The sequence below is a fragment of the Deinococcus aerius genome (genome assembly GCF_002897375.1).
Taxonomy (GTDB): domain Bacteria; phylum Deinococcota; class Deinococci; order Deinococcales; family Deinococcaceae; genus Deinococcus; species Deinococcus aerius.
Map to the genome: position 1 here is coordinate 95,123 of NZ_BFAG01000001.1, position 18,490 is coordinate 113,612.

Consider the following 18,490-nt stretch of genomic DNA (forward strand, 5'->3'; position numbering starts at 1 on the left):
TCTTCAGGAGAGGTTGCGCCTCAGGAAGTCCCGGACCACCCCTAGAAAAGCCTCCGGCTCCTCCACGAACGGCATGTGCCCGCTGCGCTCGAAGATGTGGCCTTCCCCCTGGGGCACGCGGGCCGCGATCAGTTCGCCCGCCTCCGGCGGGCAGGTGCGGTCGTGCCGCCCGGCGAGGACGAGGAGCGGCCCGGTCACCCGGTCCAGGCGGTCCTCGACCTCAATGCCGCCGTATCCCGCCACGCTGAACTGCCGCAGCACGTCGGGCGCGTAGCGGGGGGCGGCGGCCTCCACCCTCGCCTCGTACTCGGGGATGCGGGGGTCACGCGGGTCGGCGAAGTGCCAGGGCATCTGCTCGTGCATCAGGCGGGCGAAGTCGGCCTCGGTCTGCACGTCCGCCTCACTCGCCCAAGAGTCCTGCACCTGCCCCCGCAACTCGGAGGGCTCGAAGGCCGCGAGGCGTTCCGGCAACCCCTCCAGCCAGCGGGCCGAGCCCAGGCCGCAGCAGACGACCGTGGCGGCGGCCTCGCCGGGATGCTCGACCGCGTGTTGCAGCGCCACAAAGGCCCCGAACGAGTGCCCGAACACGGCGTAGCGCGGGGCGCCCAGGGCGCGGGCAGCGGCGCTCACATCGGCGGCCATCTGCCCCAGCGTCCACGTCTCGGGAGGAACGTCGCGCTCGCTGCGGCCCTGCGCGCGGGCGTCGAGCAGCACCAGCCGCACGGTGTCGGTCAGCGGGTCGAGGTAGTCCGCGAACTCGGTGTGGTCCAGCCCCGGCCCCCCGTGCAGGACGATCAGGGGGGGCAGATCCTCGGGACCGCGCAGGACGGCGTGCAGCCGGGTGTCACCCACATTGAGCCGCCGGAGTTCATCCATCCCGCCAGTGTAAGGGGCGTCTATGCCCAGGCCCGCACCACCTGCAGCGCCTCCCCGTCCCCGTCCACCACGGCGACGAGCCCCCCGTCCAGCGTGACGACGTGCCGCCCCACGGCGCCCGACTTTGGCCGCTTGCCCTGCCGCAACTCGCGCGCCAGCCGCTCGTCCGCCTCGATGTGGGGAAAGTCGAGCGCGGCGAGGTCGGGGACGCCTTGGGCCTGCGCCAGGTCCTCCAGACTCACACTCTCTGCCAGGTCGTAACGGCCCACCCGGGTGCGGACCAGGCCCGCGAGGTGAGCAGGGACGCCAAGCGCCCCCCCCACGTCCCGCGCGAGCGAGCGCAGGTAGGTGCCGCTGCCCACGCTCGCCCGCACGAGCAGGGTGGGAAAGTCGCCCAGCGGCCTGGGGAGGGTGAAGGTCCGTCCATTCGGGTCCGGTCTCCACCCCTCCGAACTGGGCGAGAAGGTCCGGGGAGCCTCCCGAACACTGCCGTACACGCCCAGCAACTCCAGCGAGTGAATCACGACGTTCCGGGCGGGCAGGTCGAGTTCGCCCCCGGCCCGCGCGACGGCGTAGGCCCGCTTCCCACCGACCTGCACGGCGCTGTACTGCGGCGGGACCTGTGCCTGCGGCCCCAGAAATCCGGCCAGCACCGCCCGCACCTGTTCCTCACCGGAAAGGGAGACGGGCACGACCTCTGCCAGCGGCCCCTCGGCGTCCAGCGTCGGCGTCCCGGCCCCCAGGCTGATCCAGGCCAGGTAATCCTTGGCGTCGGCCTCCATGAACTGCACGAGCTTGGTGGAGTCGTCCACGCACAGCACGAGCACGCCGGTCGCGAGGGGATCGAGGGTGCCCGTGTGGCCCACCCGTTTCGTGCCGCGTGCCCGCCGCGCCCGGTTCACCACGTCGTGAGAGGTCAGGCCCAGCGGTTTGTCCACGGCGATCACCGGCATAGGAGGGCAGCCTAGCAGGGAGTGTGCCGCCCTTCGGTTCGGGCCGGGGGACAGCGGGCATACTCCCCGCATGACCCCGCTCCCGCTCCTGCGAACGCGCCCCCTGTTCGCGCGGCTGTGGCTGGGGGCGCTCGTGTCGGGCCTGGGAGACAACCTGAGCTGGCTGGCCCTGACGTGGTTCGTGCTGGAGCGCACCGACCAGGGGGCGGCGGTCGGGGCGCTGCTGCTGTGCTTCGCCCTGCCCGCGGTGGTCACGGGGCCGCTGTGGGGGCGGACCCTCGACCGCGGGCAGCCGGGGCCGCTCATGCTGCTCGACAATCTGGCCCGGGCGGTCCTGATCAGCCTGATCCCGCTGCTCGACGCGCTGGGCATGCTGGAGTGGTGGATGGTTCTCGTGATCGCCGCCCTGATGGGCGCCCTCGCCCCGGCCACGAGTGTGGGCGTGCGCCTGTTCATCCCCGCGCTGCTCCCCGACGAGGAATTGGAGCAGGGCAACGCGGCCTACGGGCTCACCGGGCAGCTCCCGACGGTCTTCGGCCCGGCGCTCGCGGGTCTGCTCGTGGCGGTCTGGGGCGCGCCGAGGGCGCTGCTGGTGGACGCCCTGACGTTCCTCTTCATGGCCGGGGTGCTGCTGGGACTGCCCCGAATGTCGCGGCGGCACCCCTTGGCGAGTCGAGAGCGGCCCAACACCCGGCAGAGGTGGTCCCCGGTGGTGTGGGCGATCCTGGGCCTGACCACCCTTTTTTCCTTCGTCTATGGCCCGCTGGAGGCGGCGCTGCCCGTGTTCGCCCGCGAGCGCCTGGGGACGGGCGCCCAGGGGTACGGGGCGCTGTGGTCGGCCCTGGGTGTGGGGATGGTGTGCGGGACCTTCCTGGTGGGGACGCTGAGCCGGGCGTTCCCCGTGAGCCTCGTCCTCGTGGGCATCATGGCGCTGTGGGGAGTGGCGGTGACCGTCCTGCCGCTGGCGCCGACTGTGGGCTTCGCGTTCCTGATCATGTTCGCGGGAGGGGTGATCTGGGGACCCTACACGGCGCTCGAAACCACCCTGCTCCAGCGCAGCGTGCCCGCCGAGCGGCACGGGCGCCTCTTCGGGCTGCGGGCCATGCTGCTCGGTCCCGCCGCGCCGCTGGGGACGGCGCTGGGCGGGTTGCTCCTGCTCGGCCTGAGCGCGGGGTGGGTGATCGCGCTCTCGGGCCTGGGGTGCCTGCTCGGCGCCCTCCTGGCCCTGCCCTGGCTGCGGCGGGGAGGCGTGGGGGCGGGCGCGGAGTCGCTGAGCTGAGCTGAGGGTGGCTCTGCCGTGCCCGGCACGCTGCCCGCGCGTACACTGCGGGACGTGTTGCGCGCCGCCTTCTGGCTCACTGCCCTGGTGTTCCTGCCCGCCGGGCTCTTTCTGTACTTCCTGTCGCCGGAGGTCGCCTCCATCGTCGGCGTCTCCCCGCTGTGGCTGGCGCGGGCGTCTGGAGGCTTGCTCGTCGCCTGGGGTGCGTTCCTGATTGCGGCGGGCGTTCGCCCCGACGGTCCGGGGGCCTTCGCCCTCGCGGGGGGCAACCTCCTGACCGTCGCGGCGCTCGTGCCGCCCGCCCTGCGCTTGGGCGACGCCCTGTCCGCCCCCGTGCGGACGGCCCTGCTCTCCCTGGCGGGTGTGCTGACCCTGACCGCCATTCTCGGCATCCTCACCGCCCCCTCCCGCCGGAGCCGCCTGTGACGGGGCAGGGTGGGGGAGAGCGCCTCCAAAAGAGGCTCGCCCGCGCCGGGGTCGCCTCCCGCCGCGCCGCCGAGGAGCTGATCACCGCGGGCCGTGTGACGGTCAACGGCGAGGTCGCCACCCTGGGCCGCACCGTCCTCCCCACCGACGAGATTCGGGTGGACGGCTCGCTGGTCGAGACGGAGGCGCTGGAGAAGGTCACCTTCCTGCTCCACAAACCGGCCGGGTACGTCACCACCGCCCGCGACGAGTACGGCCGCCGCAACGTGCTCTCGGCCATGCCGCCCGTGCCCGGCCTGCACCCGGTGGGGCGGCTCGACAAGGACTCGGAGGGGCTGCTCCTCCTCACCACCGACGGGCAGCTCACGCTGACGCTCACCCATCCGCGCTACGGCCACGAGAAGGCCTACCGCGCCTGGACGGACGGGGAGCCGACCGAGACGGAGTTGCGCTCTCTGGAGGACGGCATCGAACTCGACGACGGCCCCGCCCGCGCCCTGAGTGCCCGCCCCGCGCGCGGCGGCGCCTTCGTCACCCTTCAGGAGGGCCGCAACCGCCAGGTGCGCCGGATGCTGGACGCCCTGGGCTACCCGGTCACCCGCCTGCTGCGCTACCGGGTGGGCGGCCTGTGGCTGGGCGACCTCGACCCCGGCGAGTACCGCGAGCTGACGGGCCGCGACCTCCACGACCTCCTGAACCCGGCGCAGGTGCCCCGCCACGCCTGGGAACGGGCCGAGCGGGAGACGCTGGGGCGGTGGGGGTAACCGGTGAGTGGGCTGTGGGAAGTGGTCAGTGGGAGCAGCAGCGGAGGCCCCAAGCCTCTGCCGCGCTTTTTCCACTCCCCACTGCCCACTCCCCACTCACCCTGCTAGACTGCCCCCTGCGGGGAGGCTCACGGTCGCGCCCTTAGGGGTGAGGAAAGTCCGGGCACCGCAGGGCAGGATGCCAGCTAACGGCTGGTCGGCGAGTCAAGCGCCCGTGTGAGCGCCACGTCACGCGGGAGGCGGCGAAGCCGAAGGACAGTGCCACAGAAACCAGACCGCCACTCCCCAGTGTGAAGAGCACGGCGCCCCGGCGCGGGCGGGGGGGTGGTCAGGGTGAAACGGTGCGGTAAGAGCGCACCAGGCCCCCCGGAGACGAGGGGCGCTGGTAAACCCCATCCGGTGCAAGACCCGACAGCGCGGTAGGAACGGCCCGTTCCCGTGACCGCCAGGATGGTCGCTTGAGGCGCCCGGCAACGTGCGTCCCAGAGAGATGACCGTGCCCCACGCAGGTGGGCGACAGAACCCGGCTTACCGCCTCCCCGTTCCAGAAGAAGCCCGCTGCCCCAGATGGGGGTCGCGGGCTTCGGTTTTGGGCTGGTGGGGGGACGTGGGAAAATCCCCCTTCCCGCCCACCGGCCCCTCCCTACGGCCTCCTCGCGTCGAGCGCCGCCACCACGAACCCGGCGATCAGCAGCAACCCGCCGATGGGCGTGACGGCCCCGAGCCATCGCTGCCCGCTCAGCACCAGCAGGTAGAGGGTGCCGCTGAAGATGACCGCCCCGGCGAGCAGGAGGGCCGGGGCGCGGCGCTGGGCGGGCTGCGTGCCCAGGGCGAGCAGGGCGAGGGCCGCGTACATCTGATACCGCACGCCCGTCTCGAAGTTGGCGAGCAGGGCGGGGTCGAGGCGGGCGCGCAGGGCGTGGGCCCCGAAGGCACCCAGGGCCACGCCGAGCGCCGCGAGGACCGCTCCGGCCACGGTGGGGTGAAGGTTCCGCATGGCGGCCAGCCTAGGGGTGGGGAAGTGGGGAATTGTCCCGGCCCGGGGTGGGAGAGCGCGCCAGCTCCCCACCTGTCTCCCACCAGGACCCCCTTCTGCAAAAAGAGCGTCCACAAGCCGACTTTTCCCGCCCTCGCCTCCCCAGCGGGCCCTGGCCCGGCAGCGGGGCTGGGGGGCTCCGGTGGGGAAAGGGGAGGACCCGGCGGGGCAAACGTGGGGAAATGTGGGAATTGGTGGTAAAAGGTGGGCGGGGCTGTTACACTCGCGCTAACAGCCCGGACCCGCGCCCACACGGCGCGGGTGGGCTGCTACACATGTCTGCCTTTCCGGCCCGCCCAGGCGCGGGGCGGTGGGGGAGCCATGTGGGGAAGAGGCGCGTTTGCCGTTCGGAGAATACCCCTACACTATCGACGACAAGGGCCGCGTGGTCATTCCGCCCGCCTTTCGGGAGTTCGTCGAGGACGGGATGATTCTCACGCGCGGCATGGAGGGCTGCCTGTACGTCTTCCCGCTCGCCTCGTGGCGGCGCGTGGAGGAACAACTGGAGGGCCTGCCGCTCACCGACGCCCAGTCGCGGGCGTTCGTGCGCTTCTTCTATTCCGGGGCCAACAAGGCGCGGCTGGACAACCAGAGCCGCGTGTCCATCCCTCAGACGCTGCGCTCGTTCGCGGCCCTGGACAGCGACGTGATCGTGGCGGGCGCCCCCGGACGGCTGGAACTGTGGAACCCAGGGCGCTGGGAGGCCGCCATCCAGGCCGTGCAGGACGACCCGCCCAAACCCGACCTTCTCGCCAACTTCGTGGCGTGACGAACATGAACACTGCCCCCCCGACCTGCCCCCCCCGGACGCCCTCTCCCACACCCCAGTCCTGGCCGCCGAGGTGGTTGGAGCCCTGGCCCCCGCCCCGGGCCGTGTGATTGTGGACGGCACCCTCGGCGGCGCCGGCCACACCCGGCTGCTGCTGGAGGCCGGTGCCCGCGTCATCGGCATCGACCAGGACCCCTATGCCCTGAACCGGGCCCGCACCCTCGAACTTCCGAATCTCACCGTGCTGGAGGGCAACTACCGCGACATGCGGGAGCTTCTGTCCGGCATCGGGGTCACCCGGGTCGACGGCGTGCTCCTCGACATCGGCGTGAGCAGTTTCCAGCTCGACGACGCGGAGCGCGGCTTCTCGTATCACACCGAGGCGCCCCTGGACATGCGGATGAGCCGGAGCGGCGAGAGCGCCGCCGACGTGGTGAACAGCTATCCCGAGGAGGAACTCGCCGCGATCATCTACGAGTACGGCGAGGATCGCCACTCGCGCCGCATCGCCCGGGCCATCGTGGCGGCGCGCGAGAAGGCGCCCATCACGACGACGGTGCAGCTCGCGGAGCTCATCAAGCGCGCCTATCCCGGCTTCTCGAAGGGCATTCACCCCGCGCGCCGGACCTTCCAGGCGCTGCGCATCCACGTGAACGACGAACTCGGCGCCCTGCGGGACGGGTTGGAGGCCGCCGAAACCCTCCTGGCCCCGGGGGGACGCCTCGCGGTGATCTCCTTCCACTCGCTGGAGGACCGCATCGTGAAACGCTTCCTGCGGGGCAGTCCCACCCTGAAGCCCCTGACCAAGCGCCCGGTGGAGGCCTCGGAGGCCGAGCAGGCCGGGAATCCCCGCGCCCGCAGCGCCAAACTGCGCGCCGCCGAGAAGGTGCCCCCCCCTCACGAAGCCCCCGGGGTGACCCCATGACCCTGCCCCGCTTCGACCTGAGCACCGCAACGTGGCGGGCGCGGGCCATCCGGTACGTCCTCATCTACCTGCTGCTCGCGCTGGCGCTGGTCACGGCCCGCTACCTGACCCAGGACGTGCGGCCCGCCCTGCGGGAGGCCCAGAAGCGGGAGGCGGCCCTGACCACCCGGCGGGACGAACTTGAACTGCGCGTGCAGGCCCTGGGCAATCCGCAGCGGATCAGCGACTGGGCGCTCCAGAACGGGATGCGCCGCTTCGCCGAGGCGGTCAAGACGAGCGCGCCCATCACCGGCATTCCCGCCCCCAAACCCCTGCAACCCCACACCACCCTGGAGGTGACGACCGAATGGAAGTGAAGATCCACCGCCGTTCCCGCCTGATGCAGCTCATCGCCCTGGTGCTGTTCCTGACGCTGGTGTGGGCTTACGCGCAGCTCGAATGGGGTGTGCCGCAGGCTGTCAAGCGCACCGTGGTGCAGTCGCGCGGCACCATCACCGCCGCCGACGGCACGGTGCTCGCGCAGAGCGTGAACGGCAAGCGGGTCTATCCCCAGGGAACGCTCGCCGGGCAGGTGATCGGCCTGATGGGCGCGACCGAGGGCCTGGAGGGGCTGGAGGCCGCCTACAACCGCACCCTGGAGGCGGGTCAGAACCTGAAGCTGACCCTGGACCCCGCCGCGCAGGCCGCCGCGGAGGCCGCGCTCGCCCGGGCCGTGCCCGAACATCAGGGCCAGTACGGCTCGGTCGTCGTGCTGGAGACCCGCACCGGGCGCATCCTGGCCGCCGCGAGCTACCCCCCCTTCGATCCCAACCAGTGGCGCGACTACAGCCCCGAGACCCGGCGCAACCGGCCCTTCCTGGACGTGTTCGAGCCCGGCTCGACCATCAAGGGCCTGGTCGTCGCGGCGGCGATGAATGAGGGCCTGACCACGCCGGACACGAGGTACGACACGCCCATGCGCCGCTACGTGGGCGGGCGCTGGGGCAGCACCATCGGGGATTCCGTCAACCACCCCGGCCACCTCACCACCCGGCAGGTGCTGCGCTACAGCAGCAACGTGGGCATGAGCCACATCGTCGAGCATTTCCCCGCCGAGCGGATGCGCGGCTACCTCAGCCGCTACGGGTTCGGGAGCTACGTGGATATCCCCACCGTGGTCACCAGCACGGGCCAGCTCCAGCCGCTGCGCAACTGGGACGACCTGGTGCGCGCCACCAACGCCTTCGGCCAGGGCATGAGCAGCACGACCCTGCAACTCGCGGCGGCCTACAACACGTTGGCGAATGATGGCCGGTACGTTTCGCCCCGCCTGGTCGAGGGTGAACCCGCGGGCGAGCGCCGCGAGGTGCTGCGTCCCGAGACGGCCCGCAAGACGCGCGAGATGCTCCAGGCCGTGATCGAGGAGGGCATTCCCCACGCCGCCGGACTCAAGGGCTACGCCCTGGGTGGCAAAACGGGGACGGCCCAGGTTTCCGAGGGCGCCAAGGGGTACGCGAGCAACCTGTTCGACAGCCTGTTCGCGGGGTTCTTCCCCGCCGACGCCCCCCGCGTGACCGTGGCCGTCATGGTCCACGGCGCCAAGGTTCAGTACCACGGCTCCATGCTCGCCGCCCCGATCTACCGCGAGATCGCCGCCGACATCATCTCCCGCTGGGCCGCCGCCCCCCGCGAGGAGAAGCAGCCCGAGAAGAAGTAAGAGCCTTCTGAGAGCCTGATGGCAGGGAGGGGAGGGAGGAGCCTTCGCCGGTTCCCCTCTCCCCCCGTTTTTCACATCTGACCTGGATGACTGTAGCCGAAGGCACGGGCTGATGAGGGCCGTCAACCGGATTTCCAATGAAACTCAGCGGTGATGGGCCAGAGTCGATGAGAAACTAAATGAGAGCATTAGAACTTGGCTCATGTGACCAACCACCCATAGGTCACTATTTCTGCTTCTAGAGCTCATCTGTATTGCTCTCCCATCCGACACTTTATGAGAGAAAGGCAAAAACTTCACATGCTATACGCACCGTACCTCCTTAAGCTCACAAGCTAGGGGGGCCGGTCACCCATGTCTTTCCGGCCTTCAAATCCATCTTGCTCGCCGGGCGCGCCGTGCGCGTGCCCGCAGGAGAATGCATGCCCGTGACGCTCACCCGCTGGATGCGCGCCATCCTGCTGACCACCCTTGGCACCGCCAGCGCGACTCCGGCGCTTCCTGCCCCCAGCGTGGCGACGCAGGCCGTGCGCGAGGCGCTGACGCCCAAGCTTCCCGCTCCCGCCCCGGCGCGGAGCGCACCGGTGGTCCGCGCCCCCCAGGCCGCCCCGCAGGTCGTTCGTCCGGCCCAGACCCCCACGCCGCGTTCGGCTCCCGCCGCCCGTCCGGCTCAGGCCCCGGTCGCCCGCCGCGCGCCCGCCCAGCCTGCCCGCCCGGCCCAGACCCCGGCGACCCGTGCCCCCCAGGCCCAGGCGTCCACGAGCCGCGCCCAGAACATCCAGCAGTTGCAATCGCAGGTGAGCCGCAACACGGCCCGCACGGGGCGCAGCGCCATCCTCCGGGCCACCGCCTACAACAGCATGCCGGGGCAGACTGACTCCACGCCCTTCATCACGGCGACGGGCACCCGCACCCGTCCCGGCGTGGTGGCCCTGAGCCGCGACATGCTGCGGATGTTCCCGTACGGTACCCGCATCACCATCCAGGATCTCAGCGGGCGGTCGGGCGGCCTGTTCAACGGCCGGGTCTTCATCGTCGAGGACACCATGGCCGCCTACAAGACGGGCAGCATCGACATCTGGATGTCCTCCTACGGCGACGCCATCCGGTTCGGTGCCCGCCAGGTCCGCATCACCGCGCTCCGCTGAACCGCCTTCCTGTCCGCGTGGGCTGATCCTGGAGATCGCCCGCGCGGTTTTTGGCCTCGTCCCCGCGCGGCGCGTTGTCTGGGCCCAGCCTCGTTCATGACAAGGAGCGGCGTCACCGTGAGTGTGGCGAAGGGTCCCTGGCCGCCGGGCCGGAATGGCCTCGCCTCTGGCTCAGCCTGACCGTCTCTTTCGGACCACGCGAAACTGACCTCTGCTGGCCGCCTGAAAGGAACTCCCCCCGTCCGGTGCCGCGGGTCCGGGCCGGGGGCGGCGCACCCCGTTCCTGCTCCTCTGGTATCCTCCGCAGACGTGCCCCGCCCTGTCCCCGACCTCGCCTGGATGCTGGCCCGCGCGCACCTGGCCCGGAGGCGGACCCAGAACCTCCTGACCGTCCTGGGGATCGCGGTGGGCGTGATGGTCCTGATCGCCGCGCTGAGCCTGACGAACGGCTTCACCCGCGCCCTGGTGGACGCGACCCTCCGCGCCAGCCCGCACCTGAGCCTGACGGCCTTCACCCCCTCGCCGCGCGACCCCGGGCTGGAGACCGAGATGCGCGCCGACCCCCGGGTGAGCGCCTTCGTGCCCTTCCTGGGCGACAAGGGGCTGCTGACCCGGCCAGCGTCGGCGGGGCGGGCGGCGGGGGTGGACTTCACCACCCTGTTCGGGGTGACGCCCGCCGCCGCGGAGGTCCTGCGCCTCAATCCCCAGGAGGGCACGCTGCTGCGCACGCTCGGGCCCAATGAGGTGCTCCTGGGCGCCGCCCTGGCCCGCAGCGTCGGGGCCTTCACGGGCGACGAGGTGCGGCTGCTCAATTCGGCCCAGCGCCGGGCCACCCTGCGGGTGAAGGGGGTCTTCAGCACGGGCAACTACCTGATCGACTCCGGGTACGCCTTTACCAGCCTGGGGACCCTTCAGGCCCTCCAGGGGACGGCGAACATCAGCGGCTACCAGCTCCGGCTGCGCGACCCGGACAGCGCCCCGGCGGTGGGCGACGCCCTCACGCGCACCCGGCCCTACACTTCCGTCCCCTGGCAGAGCCTGTACGGCACGCTGCTCGACCAGCTCGCCCTGCAAAAGCGGGTGATCGCCTTCGTGGTGTTCCTGATCGTGATCGTGGCGGCCTTCGGGATCGCCAACGTGCTGACCCTCGCCGTGTTCGAGAAGACGCAGGAGATCGCCATCCTGCGGGCGGTGGGCGCCACGCGCGGGCTCATCACCCGCACCTTCCTGATCGAGGGGGCGCTGCTGGGGCTGGGCGGCCTGCTGCTGGGGAACCTGCTGGGCCTGGGCATCAGCGCGTACTTCACCGTGCGGCCCTTTCAGCTTCCGGGCGACCTGTACTTCATCACGGCGCTGCCGGTCGAGGTGCGCGCGGGCGACCTGCTGTGGGTGAACGCGGTGGGCCTGGGGACGACCCTGCTCGCGGCCCTGATCCCGGCCCGCCGTGCGGCGGGTGTGGAACCGGCGCGCATCATCCGCTGACGCCGCCCTGAACCCCGGGCACGCCTGACCCCAAGAGAATGTGAAAAACTTCGTGTCAGACGGTCATCACCTTCCTGACGGTGGCCTGAAGCACCATTAACATTCACCCCCGGGGGGCTCATGGCCCGTCAAGTTGCCCCCCGTAACCTCTTCCTCGGAGGTACCACATGAAGAAGCTTCTGATGATCCCGGCCGCGATGCTGCTCGGCACCGCCGCCGCCGCCCCCAAGATCAGCGCCCAGAGCATCATCGTGAACCCCGTCCAGCCCGACCTGGCCGTGAGCGTTCGCGTGGACAAGGACCCCAGCGGCAACGCCACGCCCACCTACCGCACGGGCGAGAACATCCGCATCAGCACGACCGTCAACCGCGACGCCTACGTGTACCTGTTCAACGTGGACGCCAACGGGGAAGTGACCCAGATCCTCCCCAACCGTCTGAACGGCAGCAACTTCGTGAAGGCGAACACCACGGCCGTCTTCCCCGCCCCCGGCGCCAACTTCACCTTCACGGTGGGCGAGGACGTGGGCCTGAACAAGGTCCTCGCGCTCGCCAGCCTGACCGAGCTGAACCTCGACCAGATCAGCTCCTTCAAGACCCAGCAGGACCAGTTCGCCACCGTGAAGGCCAAGGGCCAGCAGCAGCTCGCCCAGGCGCTGAGCATCGTGGTGAACCCCATTCCCCAGAACAGTTGGGTGAGTGACACCGCCTTCTTCAACGTCGAGGCGCGCACCCCCGTGCAGACGGGCAGCCTGTTCGTGGGCACGAACGTCGCCAACGCGACCGTGATCCTGAACGGCCAGCGCCTGGGCAGCGCGAACACCACCTTCACGAACATCCGCCCCGGCTCCTACCCGGTGCGCGTGCAGGCCCCCGGCTTCCGCGACTACACCACCACCATCACGGTGCGCGCGGGTGCCACCACCAACCTGAACGTCGAGTTCGCGCAGGTCGTCACGCCCGCCCCGGCCCCCGTGGTCAGCAACCAGTTCACCCTGTCCATCCGCAGCAGCGTGAACGGCGCCCGCGTGTTTGTGGACGGCCAGGAGGTCGGCACGATTCGCAACGGCGGCCTGACCGTCGAGGTGGACCGCGGCGCGACCGAGGTTGTGCTGATCGCCCCCGGCTACCAGACCTTCGTGGGCCGCTACAACGTGACCCGCGACGCCCAGATCACCATCACCCCCACCCGCTAAGCTCCAGATCAGGCCACAGCACCCCTGCCCGGGCGGCGGGGGTGTTTGCTGTGGTCCGCCGTGGGAGCCCCGGAGGGCTGCTGACAGAGGGCCGGGGCGAGGGGGCCTGCGAACCGCTTGAACACCCGCGAGATCGCTCGCCGTCCTGCTCAACCGCGGCCCGCTCACTCCCCCCGGCAAGCAGCTCTGCGTGTCAAGGGGGAGGGGCCAGCGAGCAGGAGCTCCCGTTCTGGAACGGCTCTTCGGGGCTGACGCTCGGGAGCCCCGCTTTTCGAGCTACGGCCCGTGCTGGAGTAGGTCGTGCAGCACGCGCGCCGTCATGCCCCAGATGTCGTGGCCGCGCCAGGGATAGCGGTAGAGCGGGACCTGCTCGCCGTTCGGCAGGGTGCGGAGCTCGCGGACGACGCTCAGGGCCCGCAGTTCACCCAGCGTGGGCATGATGATCTGCGCGACCTCGGCAGTCAGGGTCAGGCGCGGCTCGGCGGGCACGCGGGCCAGGACCGGCGTGACATGGAAGCCGACCGGGGTGAACACGTCGTCGAGTTCGCCGAGTACCGTGACCGTGCGGGGGTCGAGGCCCACCTCCTCCTCGGCCTCGCGCAGGGCGCCCTGTACGGGCGTCTCGTGCGGGTCGAGGCTGCCGCCGGGAAAACTGATCTGGCCCCGGTGGGTGGGCAACTCCGCCGAGCGCACGGTGAGGAGGACCCGGGGGTCACGCTCGCGGGTCAGCGCGACGAGCACGGCGGCGCGGCGGTACTCGGGCAGGTGCAGCGGCGTGCGCGACCGGCCCCCCACCCACACCGCCCAGGGGTCGTCCAGGGCGGCGTCGAGCGGGTCGGGTTCGCTCCCCGGGGTCGTCACGCGCCCACTTCCGGGTCGGGTAGGGCGGCGAGGACGGCGTGGGTGTGTTCCCGCAACGCCACCTCCGGGTCCACGCCCAGGGACCGTGCCCAGGCGACGACGGCCGAAAGCACCTCTGCCACCCCCCGTGCCGTGTCGGGAGCACCGCGTAGCGCGGCCTCCACCCCCTCCCGGCCCGTCTTTTCACTCCCGGCGAGCTTCTGCGCCTGGGTCTCGCGGGCGAGTGCCCCCAGCGCGGAGGGCACCCGGTCGGCGGCGCGGCGCGGGCGGCCCCCCCGCTCGGCAGTCTTGATCGCCTCCCAGTTCGTCACCACCTCGTCGGCGCCGGACACCCGCACCGTGCCGAACACGTGGGGGTGGCGCCGCACCAGTTTCTCGACGATGCCGCGCTCCACATCGGTGTAGCCGAAGGAGCCCGCCTCCTCGGCGATCACCGAGTGGAAGGCGACTTGCAGCAGCACGTCCCCGAGTTCGCCCGCCAGGGCGGTGGGGCTTTCACCGACGGCGTCCACGGCCTCGGCCGCTTCTTCGAGCAGGTAGGGGCGCAGCGACTCGTGCGTCTGCTCGCGGTCCCAGGGGCAGCCGTCGGGCGCCCGCAGGCGGCGCAGCGTCTCAAGCAGGTCTTGCATTCGCTCATGCTAATCGCCGGGGTGAGAAAGTCCGTGTCTAGGCCGGGATTTGCTGGGAACACCTGCTGGGCGGAAAGAGTCGAGTCCCCAGCCAGAGGTCCGGCGGGCCGCTCACCCCCGCTTCACCGTTCGTCAGGCAGCGTGTGTTGAACTGTGCCCTATGCACAGAATCCCAGCCGCTTCCCTCCTGGCCGCGCTGCTCGGCGCCAGCCTCTCGGCGGGGGCGGCGAACACACCGGCCAGTCCACCTCCCGCCTGGACCACAGCCACTCTCGCCACCGCCAGGTACGTCATTCTCGACCCGCGCATCGAGGGGAACCCTAACCTCCTGAACAGCGAGCAGCGGGTGGGCATTCTCGCGGCCATGCGGCGGGACTCGGCGGGGGCAATCAAGCGGCGGTATCCGCGGGCCACCATCGTCGCCGATGCCGGGACCCCCGGCGTGATCCGGGTAACGCCCGTCCTCGTCACCCCGAACGCCCTGGTCCCCTGGGCCAAGCTCACCGCCCGGCTCCAGTTCGACCTGGGGGGGGGCCAGCAGGTCACCCTGGACGATCAGTTCGGCCTCCTGACCCTCTGGCAGCAGCAGGGCCAGGCCGCCAACTACACCTACGACCGGCTCGTTCAGAGGATGCCCTGACCCGAGTTAAGCGCCCCTTCACGCGCCCTGGCCCCCCCGCCGGGGCGTGTTAGCTTCGCCCCATGACCCAGAGTGATTCCCAGGGCAGGAGCGCCTTCGTCACGGGCGCGAGCAAGGGCATCGGCTTCGCGGTGGCGCGGGCGCTGGCGGGCGCCGGGTACGCGGTGACCCTCACCAGCCGCCGCCAGGACGAGGTGGAGGCCGCCGCCGGGCAGATCGGCCACGGCGCTCGGGGCGTGGTGTGCGACGTGCGCGACCCACAGGCCCTTCAGCAGGCGGTGGACGCCCACGTGGAAGCGTTCGGCGGGCTGGACGTGCTGTTCGTGAACGCGGGCGTCGGCAACTTCGCCAACATCGAGGACCTGACTGTCGAGCAGTGGCGGGAGGTGATCGACACCAACCTCAGCGGCGCCTTCTACACCGTCAAGGCGGCGATCCCGGCCCTCAAGCGCCGGGGCGGGTACATCTTCACGCTCTCCAGCCTGGCGGGCCGCAACCCCTTTGCGGGCGGCGCGGCATACAACGCGAGCAAGTTCGGGCTCAACGGCCTCTCGGAAGTGCTGACCCTCGACCTGCGCGGGCACGACATCAAGGTGACGCAGATCATGCCCGGCAGCGTCGCCACCCATTTCGCCGGGCACACCCCGACCGAGGCCGACGCCTGGAAAATCCAGCCCGAGGACATCGCGCAGCTCACCCTCGATCTGCTGGAGATGCCCGCGCGCACGTTGCCCAGCCGGATCGAGGTGAGGCCCAGCAAGCCGCCGAAGAGGTAGGGGAGAGGAAGCAACCCCTACTGCCTCCCGAACGCCTTACCCGGCTTGATGGGAGGACCCGTAAGGCCGGTTTTAAAACCTTGCGCCGTTCCTGCCGGAAATGAGAGGATCAGTTCATGCGACTGGGACCTTGTTGGTTTTGCGGGATGGTGCCGGCGGATGATAAGGAGCATCTTTACCCTGGAAGGCCAGGCAGCAGGACGGTATACGCTTGCCACGAGTGCAACCTAAAGAAGGAGGCTCAGCGGCTCAAGTTCGGCCCTCCTGGCAATTACAACTGGAACGTTGATGAATTCCGTCGTGTGGTTGCCTGGCGACTTGGGTTGGATTACCGAACCTTTTTGTTTTATGGCGAGCAAGTAGAACGTATGAACCCAGCGTCGCCCCCTATGCCGTTTCTCATTCCTGGTCCTTCAGAGCTGGAACGGAGCAGCCGAACGAGCCGTTGTCCTGACCTTCCTGCTCACCGGGGAGGGCGGGACAATTCCGAAGTGGAAGACTGGTGATAGGCGGTGCGTGTAGAAGGTAGCGCGTGCACTCGCCTTGTCCTTTGGAGATAACTCCCCCTCTTCCCGCTTAATCAGTCCGAATTCTGGCGTATGTAGGCTTCGGAGTCGCCGGCCCCGGGTCGCGCAGCCCACGGTCATCGCCGTGCCGACACCCGGTCTCAGGCGGCCCTGCTAGAATGCCCCGCGTGTACACGAACCGCCGCGCCCATCACGAATATGAGCTGTTGGACCGCTTCGAGGCGGGCATCGCTCTGACGGGCAGCGAGGTCAAGAGTGTCCGGGCGGGCGGGGTGGACTTCCGGGACGCCTTTGCGCGTCTGAATAACGGCAATATCGAGCTGGAGGGCCTCTACATTCCCACCTACACCGAAGCCACGTACAACAACCACGAGCCCCGCCGCCCCCGCCGGTTGCTGCTGCACCGCGAGGAGATCGGCAAGCTCCGGCGCGCCCTGGAGCAAAAGGGCCTGACGCTGGTGCCCACCAAGCTCTACCAGAAGGGCCGGGTCTTCAAGGTGGAACTCGCCCTGGCGCGGGGCAAGAAGCTGCACGACAAGCGCCGGGCCGAGGCGGAAAAGGTCGTGCGGCGGGAGCTGCGCGAGCTATGAGGCGGGGGGGAAGGGGACGCTTCTCCCGGCCGCTGCTGCTGTCGGCGGCCCTGCTGTGCGCCGGGCTGGCGGGGGCGCGGATCGCCCTGGGTCGGCTCAACCTCGCGGGGCAGCAGGTGCAGTCCATCACCCTGTACGGGGCGGAGTACGCGCGCGAGGACGTGCTGGAGGGCCTGATGAGCGTCACGCGCGACGGCCCGGTGGCCCGGGTGGAGGGCCTCGGCCACACGCTGCTCCTCCCCATCGACGAGGACCAGCAGCGGGCGACGACCGATTTCAACACCGTGCAGCTCGACACCGAGCGGGTGCGGGCACGCTCGGCCACACTGGTGAACGGCAACCTCTACCTGCCGCTGGACACGCTGGCGCGGGGGCTGGGCGCCACCTACGAGGTGGGCAATTTCAAGGTGGTGCCCGCGACCCTCCAGGGCGTGAGCAGCCGCGCGGGCAAGGACAGCGACCGATTGGTTCTCGACCTGACCCGCGACGTGCCGGTCGTGGACGAGCTGCGCGGCACGACCGTGACGATCACCCTGCGCGGCGCCCGGGGCGAGGCGAGGCGGTACACCACCCGCGGGGCCTTTGTTCCCCAGGCCGAGGTGACCCGCGGCGGCGACGACCTGAAGCTCACCTTCGCCCTGCCGCCCGGCAGCGGTTACCGGGTGTACCGGGTGGTGCGTCCGGGTGGAGCCCGGCTCGTGGTGGACGCCGGGCCGGGGGTGCCCTACACCAGCCCGGCGCTGCTGGAACGCCTCTCGCGGCCCCTGATCGTCCTCGACCCCGCCCGCGTCACCGGGCTGGGCCGCGACGTGACGCTGGAGGTGGCCCGGCGCTCGGCCGAGCTGCTCAACAAGGCGGGGTGGCAGGTCAAGCTGACCCGGGACGCGCAGACTGCCCTGGGCCTGAACCAGAAGCTGTCGCTCGCCCGGCGCAGCGACGTGTACCTCGCGCTCGACCTGGGCCGCTTTCCCGGCAGCCCGCGCGGGGGCGTCACCGTGTACGAGCCCACGGGCACTTCGTCCGCGCAGATCATGAACGCCGTGCGGGGTGGGGCACAGGCCCCCTACATCGACCTCGCGGTGGGCAGCGGCGGCGGCACCCGGCGCCTGAGCGAGCTGCTGCGCGGGGAACTCAAGGGCGGGGGCGTCACGGCGGGGGCCGAGAACATCTCCCGCACCCTCACGCTGGGCGAGGCCCCGCAGGCGGCGCTGCTGCTGGAGATGGGCTGGACGAGCAACGCCGAGGACCGCGCCAAGCTCGGGGTGGACGAGCGGCTCCAGGCGATGGCGGTCGCGGTCGCGCGCTCCATCGCCACGTACCTCACCGCGCGGGCGGCGAACGCGGGCCGCACCCCGGCGGGCGGGGGGCGCCAGTGAGTCGGCTCTTCTCCCTCTTCAACGTGGTGAGTGCCGCGCTGCTCGCCGCCGCCGCCTACGCCTACCAGGAGGTGCAGCGCCCGCCCCAGGTCCCTGCCCCGCCCCGGCTGGAGCTGGAGGAAAAGCGGGACGTGAAGGTCAGGGTGTACTTCAGCGACGCGCAGGTGCAGACCCTCAAGCCCGAGACCCGCACCGTGCAGGTCACCCAGGAGAACCCCAGCACGCTGGCCCAGGCCGCCCTGAACGTCTGGGCGTCCGGCCCCCAGGCCTCCGGCGCGCTGCGCCTCGTCCCCGAGGGCACGGCGGCCCCCAGGGTGTGGGTGCGCGGCGGGCACTACTATGTGGACCTCCCCGCCAGCTACCAGAAGCTGCGCTACGGCACGACCGGCGACAAGATGCTCCTGTGCACCCTTGCCCGCACCCTCCTCGAAACCCGCGGCCAGGACGTGACCTTCCTGGTGGACGGCCAGAACGTGGACACCTTCGGGCACCTCGACGTGCGTGAGCCGTACACCCGGCAGGACTGCGCGGACCAGTAGCC

General features: G+C 70.7%; 20 protein-coding genes and 1 other RNA gene. 16 read left to right on the forward strand and 5 right to left on the reverse strand.

The annotated features are described in order from the left end of the window. Positions 1 to 3 precede the first annotated feature (3 nt). Together DAERI_RS00390 and truB are read right to left on the reverse strand one after the other, a co-directional pair. Positions 4 to 876 carry an alpha/beta fold hydrolase gene (locus DAERI_RS00390; protein ID WP_103127514.1) on the reverse strand — a complete coding sequence of 291 codons (873 nt, stop codon included), beginning with the start codon at positions 874 to 876 and terminating at the stop codon, positions 4 to 6. Positions 877 to 896: 20 nt separating this feature from the next. Then, the gene (truB, locus tag DAERI_RS00395) at positions 897 to 1,829 is read right to left on the reverse strand and encodes a tRNA pseudouridine(55) synthase TruB (RefSeq protein WP_103127515.1); all 933 of its coding nucleotides are present in this window, start codon (positions 1,827 to 1,829) and stop codon (positions 897 to 899) included. 70 nt (positions 1,830 to 1,899) lie between these two features. On the opposite strand from truB, the gene DAERI_RS00400 reads away from it, so the two are divergent. The 4 genes from DAERI_RS00400 (at position 1,900) to rnpB (ending at position 4,845) form a co-directional block, all read left to right on the forward strand. Further along, positions 1,900 to 3,108 carry an MFS transporter gene (locus DAERI_RS00400; protein WP_103127516.1) on the forward strand — a complete coding sequence of 403 codons (1,209 nt, stop codon included), beginning with the start codon at positions 1,900 to 1,902 and terminating at the stop codon, positions 3,106 to 3,108. A 54-nt stretch (positions 3,109 to 3,162) separates the two neighbouring features. Continuing rightward, positions 3,163 to 3,534 carry a hypothetical protein gene (locus tag DAERI_RS00405; RefSeq protein ID WP_103127936.1) on the forward strand — a complete coding sequence of 124 codons (372 nt, stop codon included), beginning with the start codon at positions 3,163 to 3,165 and terminating at the stop codon, positions 3,532 to 3,534. After that, a complete protein-coding gene (locus tag DAERI_RS00410) occupies positions 3,531 to 4,298 on the forward strand; it encodes a pseudouridine synthase (RefSeq protein ID WP_103127517.1) in 768 nt (255 codons plus the stop codon). The genes DAERI_RS00405 and DAERI_RS00410 overlap by 4 nt, the downstream gene beginning before the upstream one ends. A 118-nt stretch (positions 4,299 to 4,416) precedes the next feature. Then, positions 4,417 to 4,845: RNase P RNA component class A (gene rnpB, locus DAERI_RS00415), an RNA gene on the forward strand. 96 nt (positions 4,846 to 4,941) lie between these two features. Here rnpB and DAERI_RS00420 read toward each other — a convergent pair. Further along, on the reverse strand, positions 4,942 to 5,295 hold the full coding sequence (locus DAERI_RS00420; RefSeq protein WP_103127518.1) for a DUF423 domain-containing protein: 354 nt from the start codon (positions 5,293 to 5,295) through the stop codon (positions 4,942 to 4,944). A 379-nt stretch (positions 5,296 to 5,674) separates the two neighbouring features. Here DAERI_RS00420 and mraZ point away from each other — a divergent pair, with 379 nt between their 5' ends. From mraZ to DAERI_RS00460, 7 genes are all read left to right on the forward strand, one after another. After that, positions 5,675 to 6,103: a division/cell wall cluster transcriptional repressor MraZ gene (gene mraZ / locus DAERI_RS00425; RefSeq protein ID WP_103127519.1), complete on the forward strand. Its 429-nt coding sequence runs from the start codon at positions 5,675 to 5,677 to the stop codon at positions 6,101 to 6,103. Between the two features lie 25 nt (positions 6,104 to 6,128). Further along, positions 6,129 to 7,028 carry a 16S rRNA (cytosine(1402)-N(4))-methyltransferase RsmH gene (gene rsmH / locus DAERI_RS00430; protein WP_103127520.1) on the forward strand — a complete coding sequence of 300 codons (900 nt, stop codon included), beginning with the start codon at positions 6,129 to 6,131 and terminating at the stop codon, positions 7,026 to 7,028. After that, positions 7,025 to 7,384, forward strand: a complete 360-nt coding sequence (locus DAERI_RS00435) for a hypothetical protein (protein ID WP_103127521.1) — start codon at positions 7,025 to 7,027, stop codon at positions 7,382 to 7,384. The genes rsmH and DAERI_RS00435 overlap by 4 nt, the downstream gene beginning before the upstream one ends. After that, entirely contained in the window at positions 7,375 to 8,724 is a 1,350-nt protein-coding gene (locus DAERI_RS00440; RefSeq protein WP_103127522.1) for a peptidoglycan D,D-transpeptidase FtsI family protein, read from the forward strand. The genes DAERI_RS00435 and DAERI_RS00440 overlap by 10 nt, the downstream gene beginning before the upstream one ends. 422 nt (positions 8,725 to 9,146) lie before the next feature. Then, positions 9,147 to 9,872, forward strand: coding sequence for a hypothetical protein (locus DAERI_RS22645; RefSeq protein WP_235610218.1), 726 nt, complete (start codon positions 9,147 to 9,149; stop codon positions 9,870 to 9,872). A 339-nt stretch (positions 9,873 to 10,211) separates the two neighbouring features. Continuing rightward, entirely contained in the window at positions 10,212 to 11,354 is a 1,143-nt protein-coding gene (locus DAERI_RS00455; RefSeq protein ID WP_103127524.1) for an ABC transporter permease, read from the forward strand. 167 nt (positions 11,355 to 11,521) lie between these two features. Beyond that, positions 11,522 to 12,550: a PEGA domain-containing protein gene (locus DAERI_RS00460; RefSeq protein ID WP_103127525.1), complete on the forward strand. Its 1,029-nt coding sequence runs from the start codon at positions 11,522 to 11,524 to the stop codon at positions 12,548 to 12,550. Between the two features lie 276 nt (positions 12,551 to 12,826). Here DAERI_RS00460 and DAERI_RS00465 read toward each other — a convergent pair whose 3' ends face one another. Next, positions 12,827 to 13,411 (reverse strand): NUDIX hydrolase, encoded by a 585-nt coding sequence (locus DAERI_RS00465; protein ID WP_165794015.1) that lies wholly within the window; start codon positions 13,409 to 13,411, stop codon positions 12,827 to 12,829. Beyond that, entirely contained in the window at positions 13,408 to 14,040 is a 633-nt protein-coding gene (locus DAERI_RS00470; protein ID WP_103127526.1) for a MazG family protein, read from the reverse strand. The genes DAERI_RS00465 and DAERI_RS00470 overlap by 4 nt, the downstream gene beginning before the upstream one ends. A 160-nt stretch (positions 14,041 to 14,200) precedes the next feature. Between DAERI_RS00470 and DAERI_RS00475 the strand changes: the two genes are divergently transcribed. From DAERI_RS00475 to DAERI_RS00495, 5 genes are all read left to right on the forward strand, one after another. After that, complete coding sequence (locus tag DAERI_RS00475) at positions 14,201 to 14,680, forward strand: hypothetical protein (protein WP_103127527.1); 480 nt, start codon at positions 14,201 to 14,203, stop codon at positions 14,678 to 14,680. A 62-nt stretch (positions 14,681 to 14,742) separates the two neighbouring features. Then, complete coding sequence (locus DAERI_RS00480; RefSeq protein WP_103127528.1) at positions 14,743 to 15,456, forward strand: SDR family oxidoreductase; 714 nt, start codon at positions 14,743 to 14,745, stop codon at positions 15,454 to 15,456. 685 nt (positions 15,457 to 16,141) lie between these two features. After that, positions 16,142 to 16,573, forward strand: a complete 432-nt coding sequence (gene smpB / locus DAERI_RS00485) for an SsrA-binding protein SmpB (RefSeq protein WP_103127529.1) — start codon at positions 16,142 to 16,144, stop codon at positions 16,571 to 16,573. After that, a complete protein-coding gene (locus DAERI_RS00490; protein ID WP_103127530.1) occupies positions 16,570 to 17,949 on the forward strand; it encodes an N-acetylmuramoyl-L-alanine amidase in 1,380 nt (459 codons plus the stop codon). Before smpB ends, DAERI_RS00490 begins: the two co-directional genes overlap by 4 nt. Next, positions 17,946 to 18,488: a GerMN domain-containing protein gene (locus DAERI_RS00495; protein ID WP_103127531.1), complete on the forward strand. Its 543-nt coding sequence runs from the start codon at positions 17,946 to 17,948 to the stop codon at positions 18,486 to 18,488. The genes DAERI_RS00490 and DAERI_RS00495 overlap by 4 nt, the downstream gene beginning before the upstream one ends. Positions 18,489 to 18,490: the final 2 nt, after the last annotated feature.

Bases quoted from the DNA above. Each gene is read 5' to 3' on its own strand.
- DAERI_RS00390 (WP_103127514.1), bottom strand. From the start codon at position 876: ATGGATGAACTCCGGCGGCTCAATGTGGGTGACACCCGGCTGCACGCC.
- truB (WP_103127515.1), bottom strand. From the start codon at position 1,829: ATGCCGGTGATCGCCGTGGACAAACCGCTGGGCCTGACCTCTCACGAC.
- DAERI_RS00400 (WP_103127516.1), top strand. From the start codon at position 1,900: ATGACCCCGCTCCCGCTCCTGCGAACGCGCCCCCTGTTCGCGCGGCTG.
- DAERI_RS00420 (WP_103127518.1), bottom strand. From the start codon at position 5,295: ATGCGGAACCTTCACCCCACCGTGGCCGGAGCGGTCCTCGCGGCGCTC.
- DAERI_RS00435 (WP_103127521.1), top strand. From the start codon at position 7,025: ATGACCCTGCCCCGCTTCGACCTGAGCACCGCAACGTGGCGGGCGCGG.
- DAERI_RS00440 (WP_103127522.1), top strand. From the start codon at position 7,375: ATGGAAGTGAAGATCCACCGCCGTTCCCGCCTGATGCAGCTCATCGCC.
- DAERI_RS22645 (WP_235610218.1), top strand. From the start codon at position 9,147: ATGCCCGTGACGCTCACCCGCTGGATGCGCGCCATCCTGCTGACCACC.
- DAERI_RS00455 (WP_103127524.1), top strand. From the start codon at position 10,212: ATGCTGGCCCGCGCGCACCTGGCCCGGAGGCGGACCCAGAACCTCCTG.
- DAERI_RS00460 (WP_103127525.1), top strand. From the start codon at position 11,522: ATGAAGAAGCTTCTGATGATCCCGGCCGCGATGCTGCTCGGCACCGCC.
- DAERI_RS00470 (WP_103127526.1), bottom strand. From the start codon at position 14,040: ATGCAAGACCTGCTTGAGACGCTGCGCCGCCTGCGGGCGCCCGACGGC.
- DAERI_RS00475 (WP_103127527.1), top strand. From the start codon at position 14,201: ATGCACAGAATCCCAGCCGCTTCCCTCCTGGCCGCGCTGCTCGGCGCC.
- DAERI_RS00480 (WP_103127528.1), top strand. From the start codon at position 14,743: ATGACCCAGAGTGATTCCCAGGGCAGGAGCGCCTTCGTCACGGGCGCG.
- smpB (WP_103127529.1), top strand. From the start codon at position 16,142: ATGCCCCGCGTGTACACGAACCGCCGCGCCCATCACGAATATGAGCTG.
- DAERI_RS00490 (WP_103127530.1), top strand. From the start codon at position 16,570: ATGAGGCGGGGGGGAAGGGGACGCTTCTCCCGGCCGCTGCTGCTGTCG.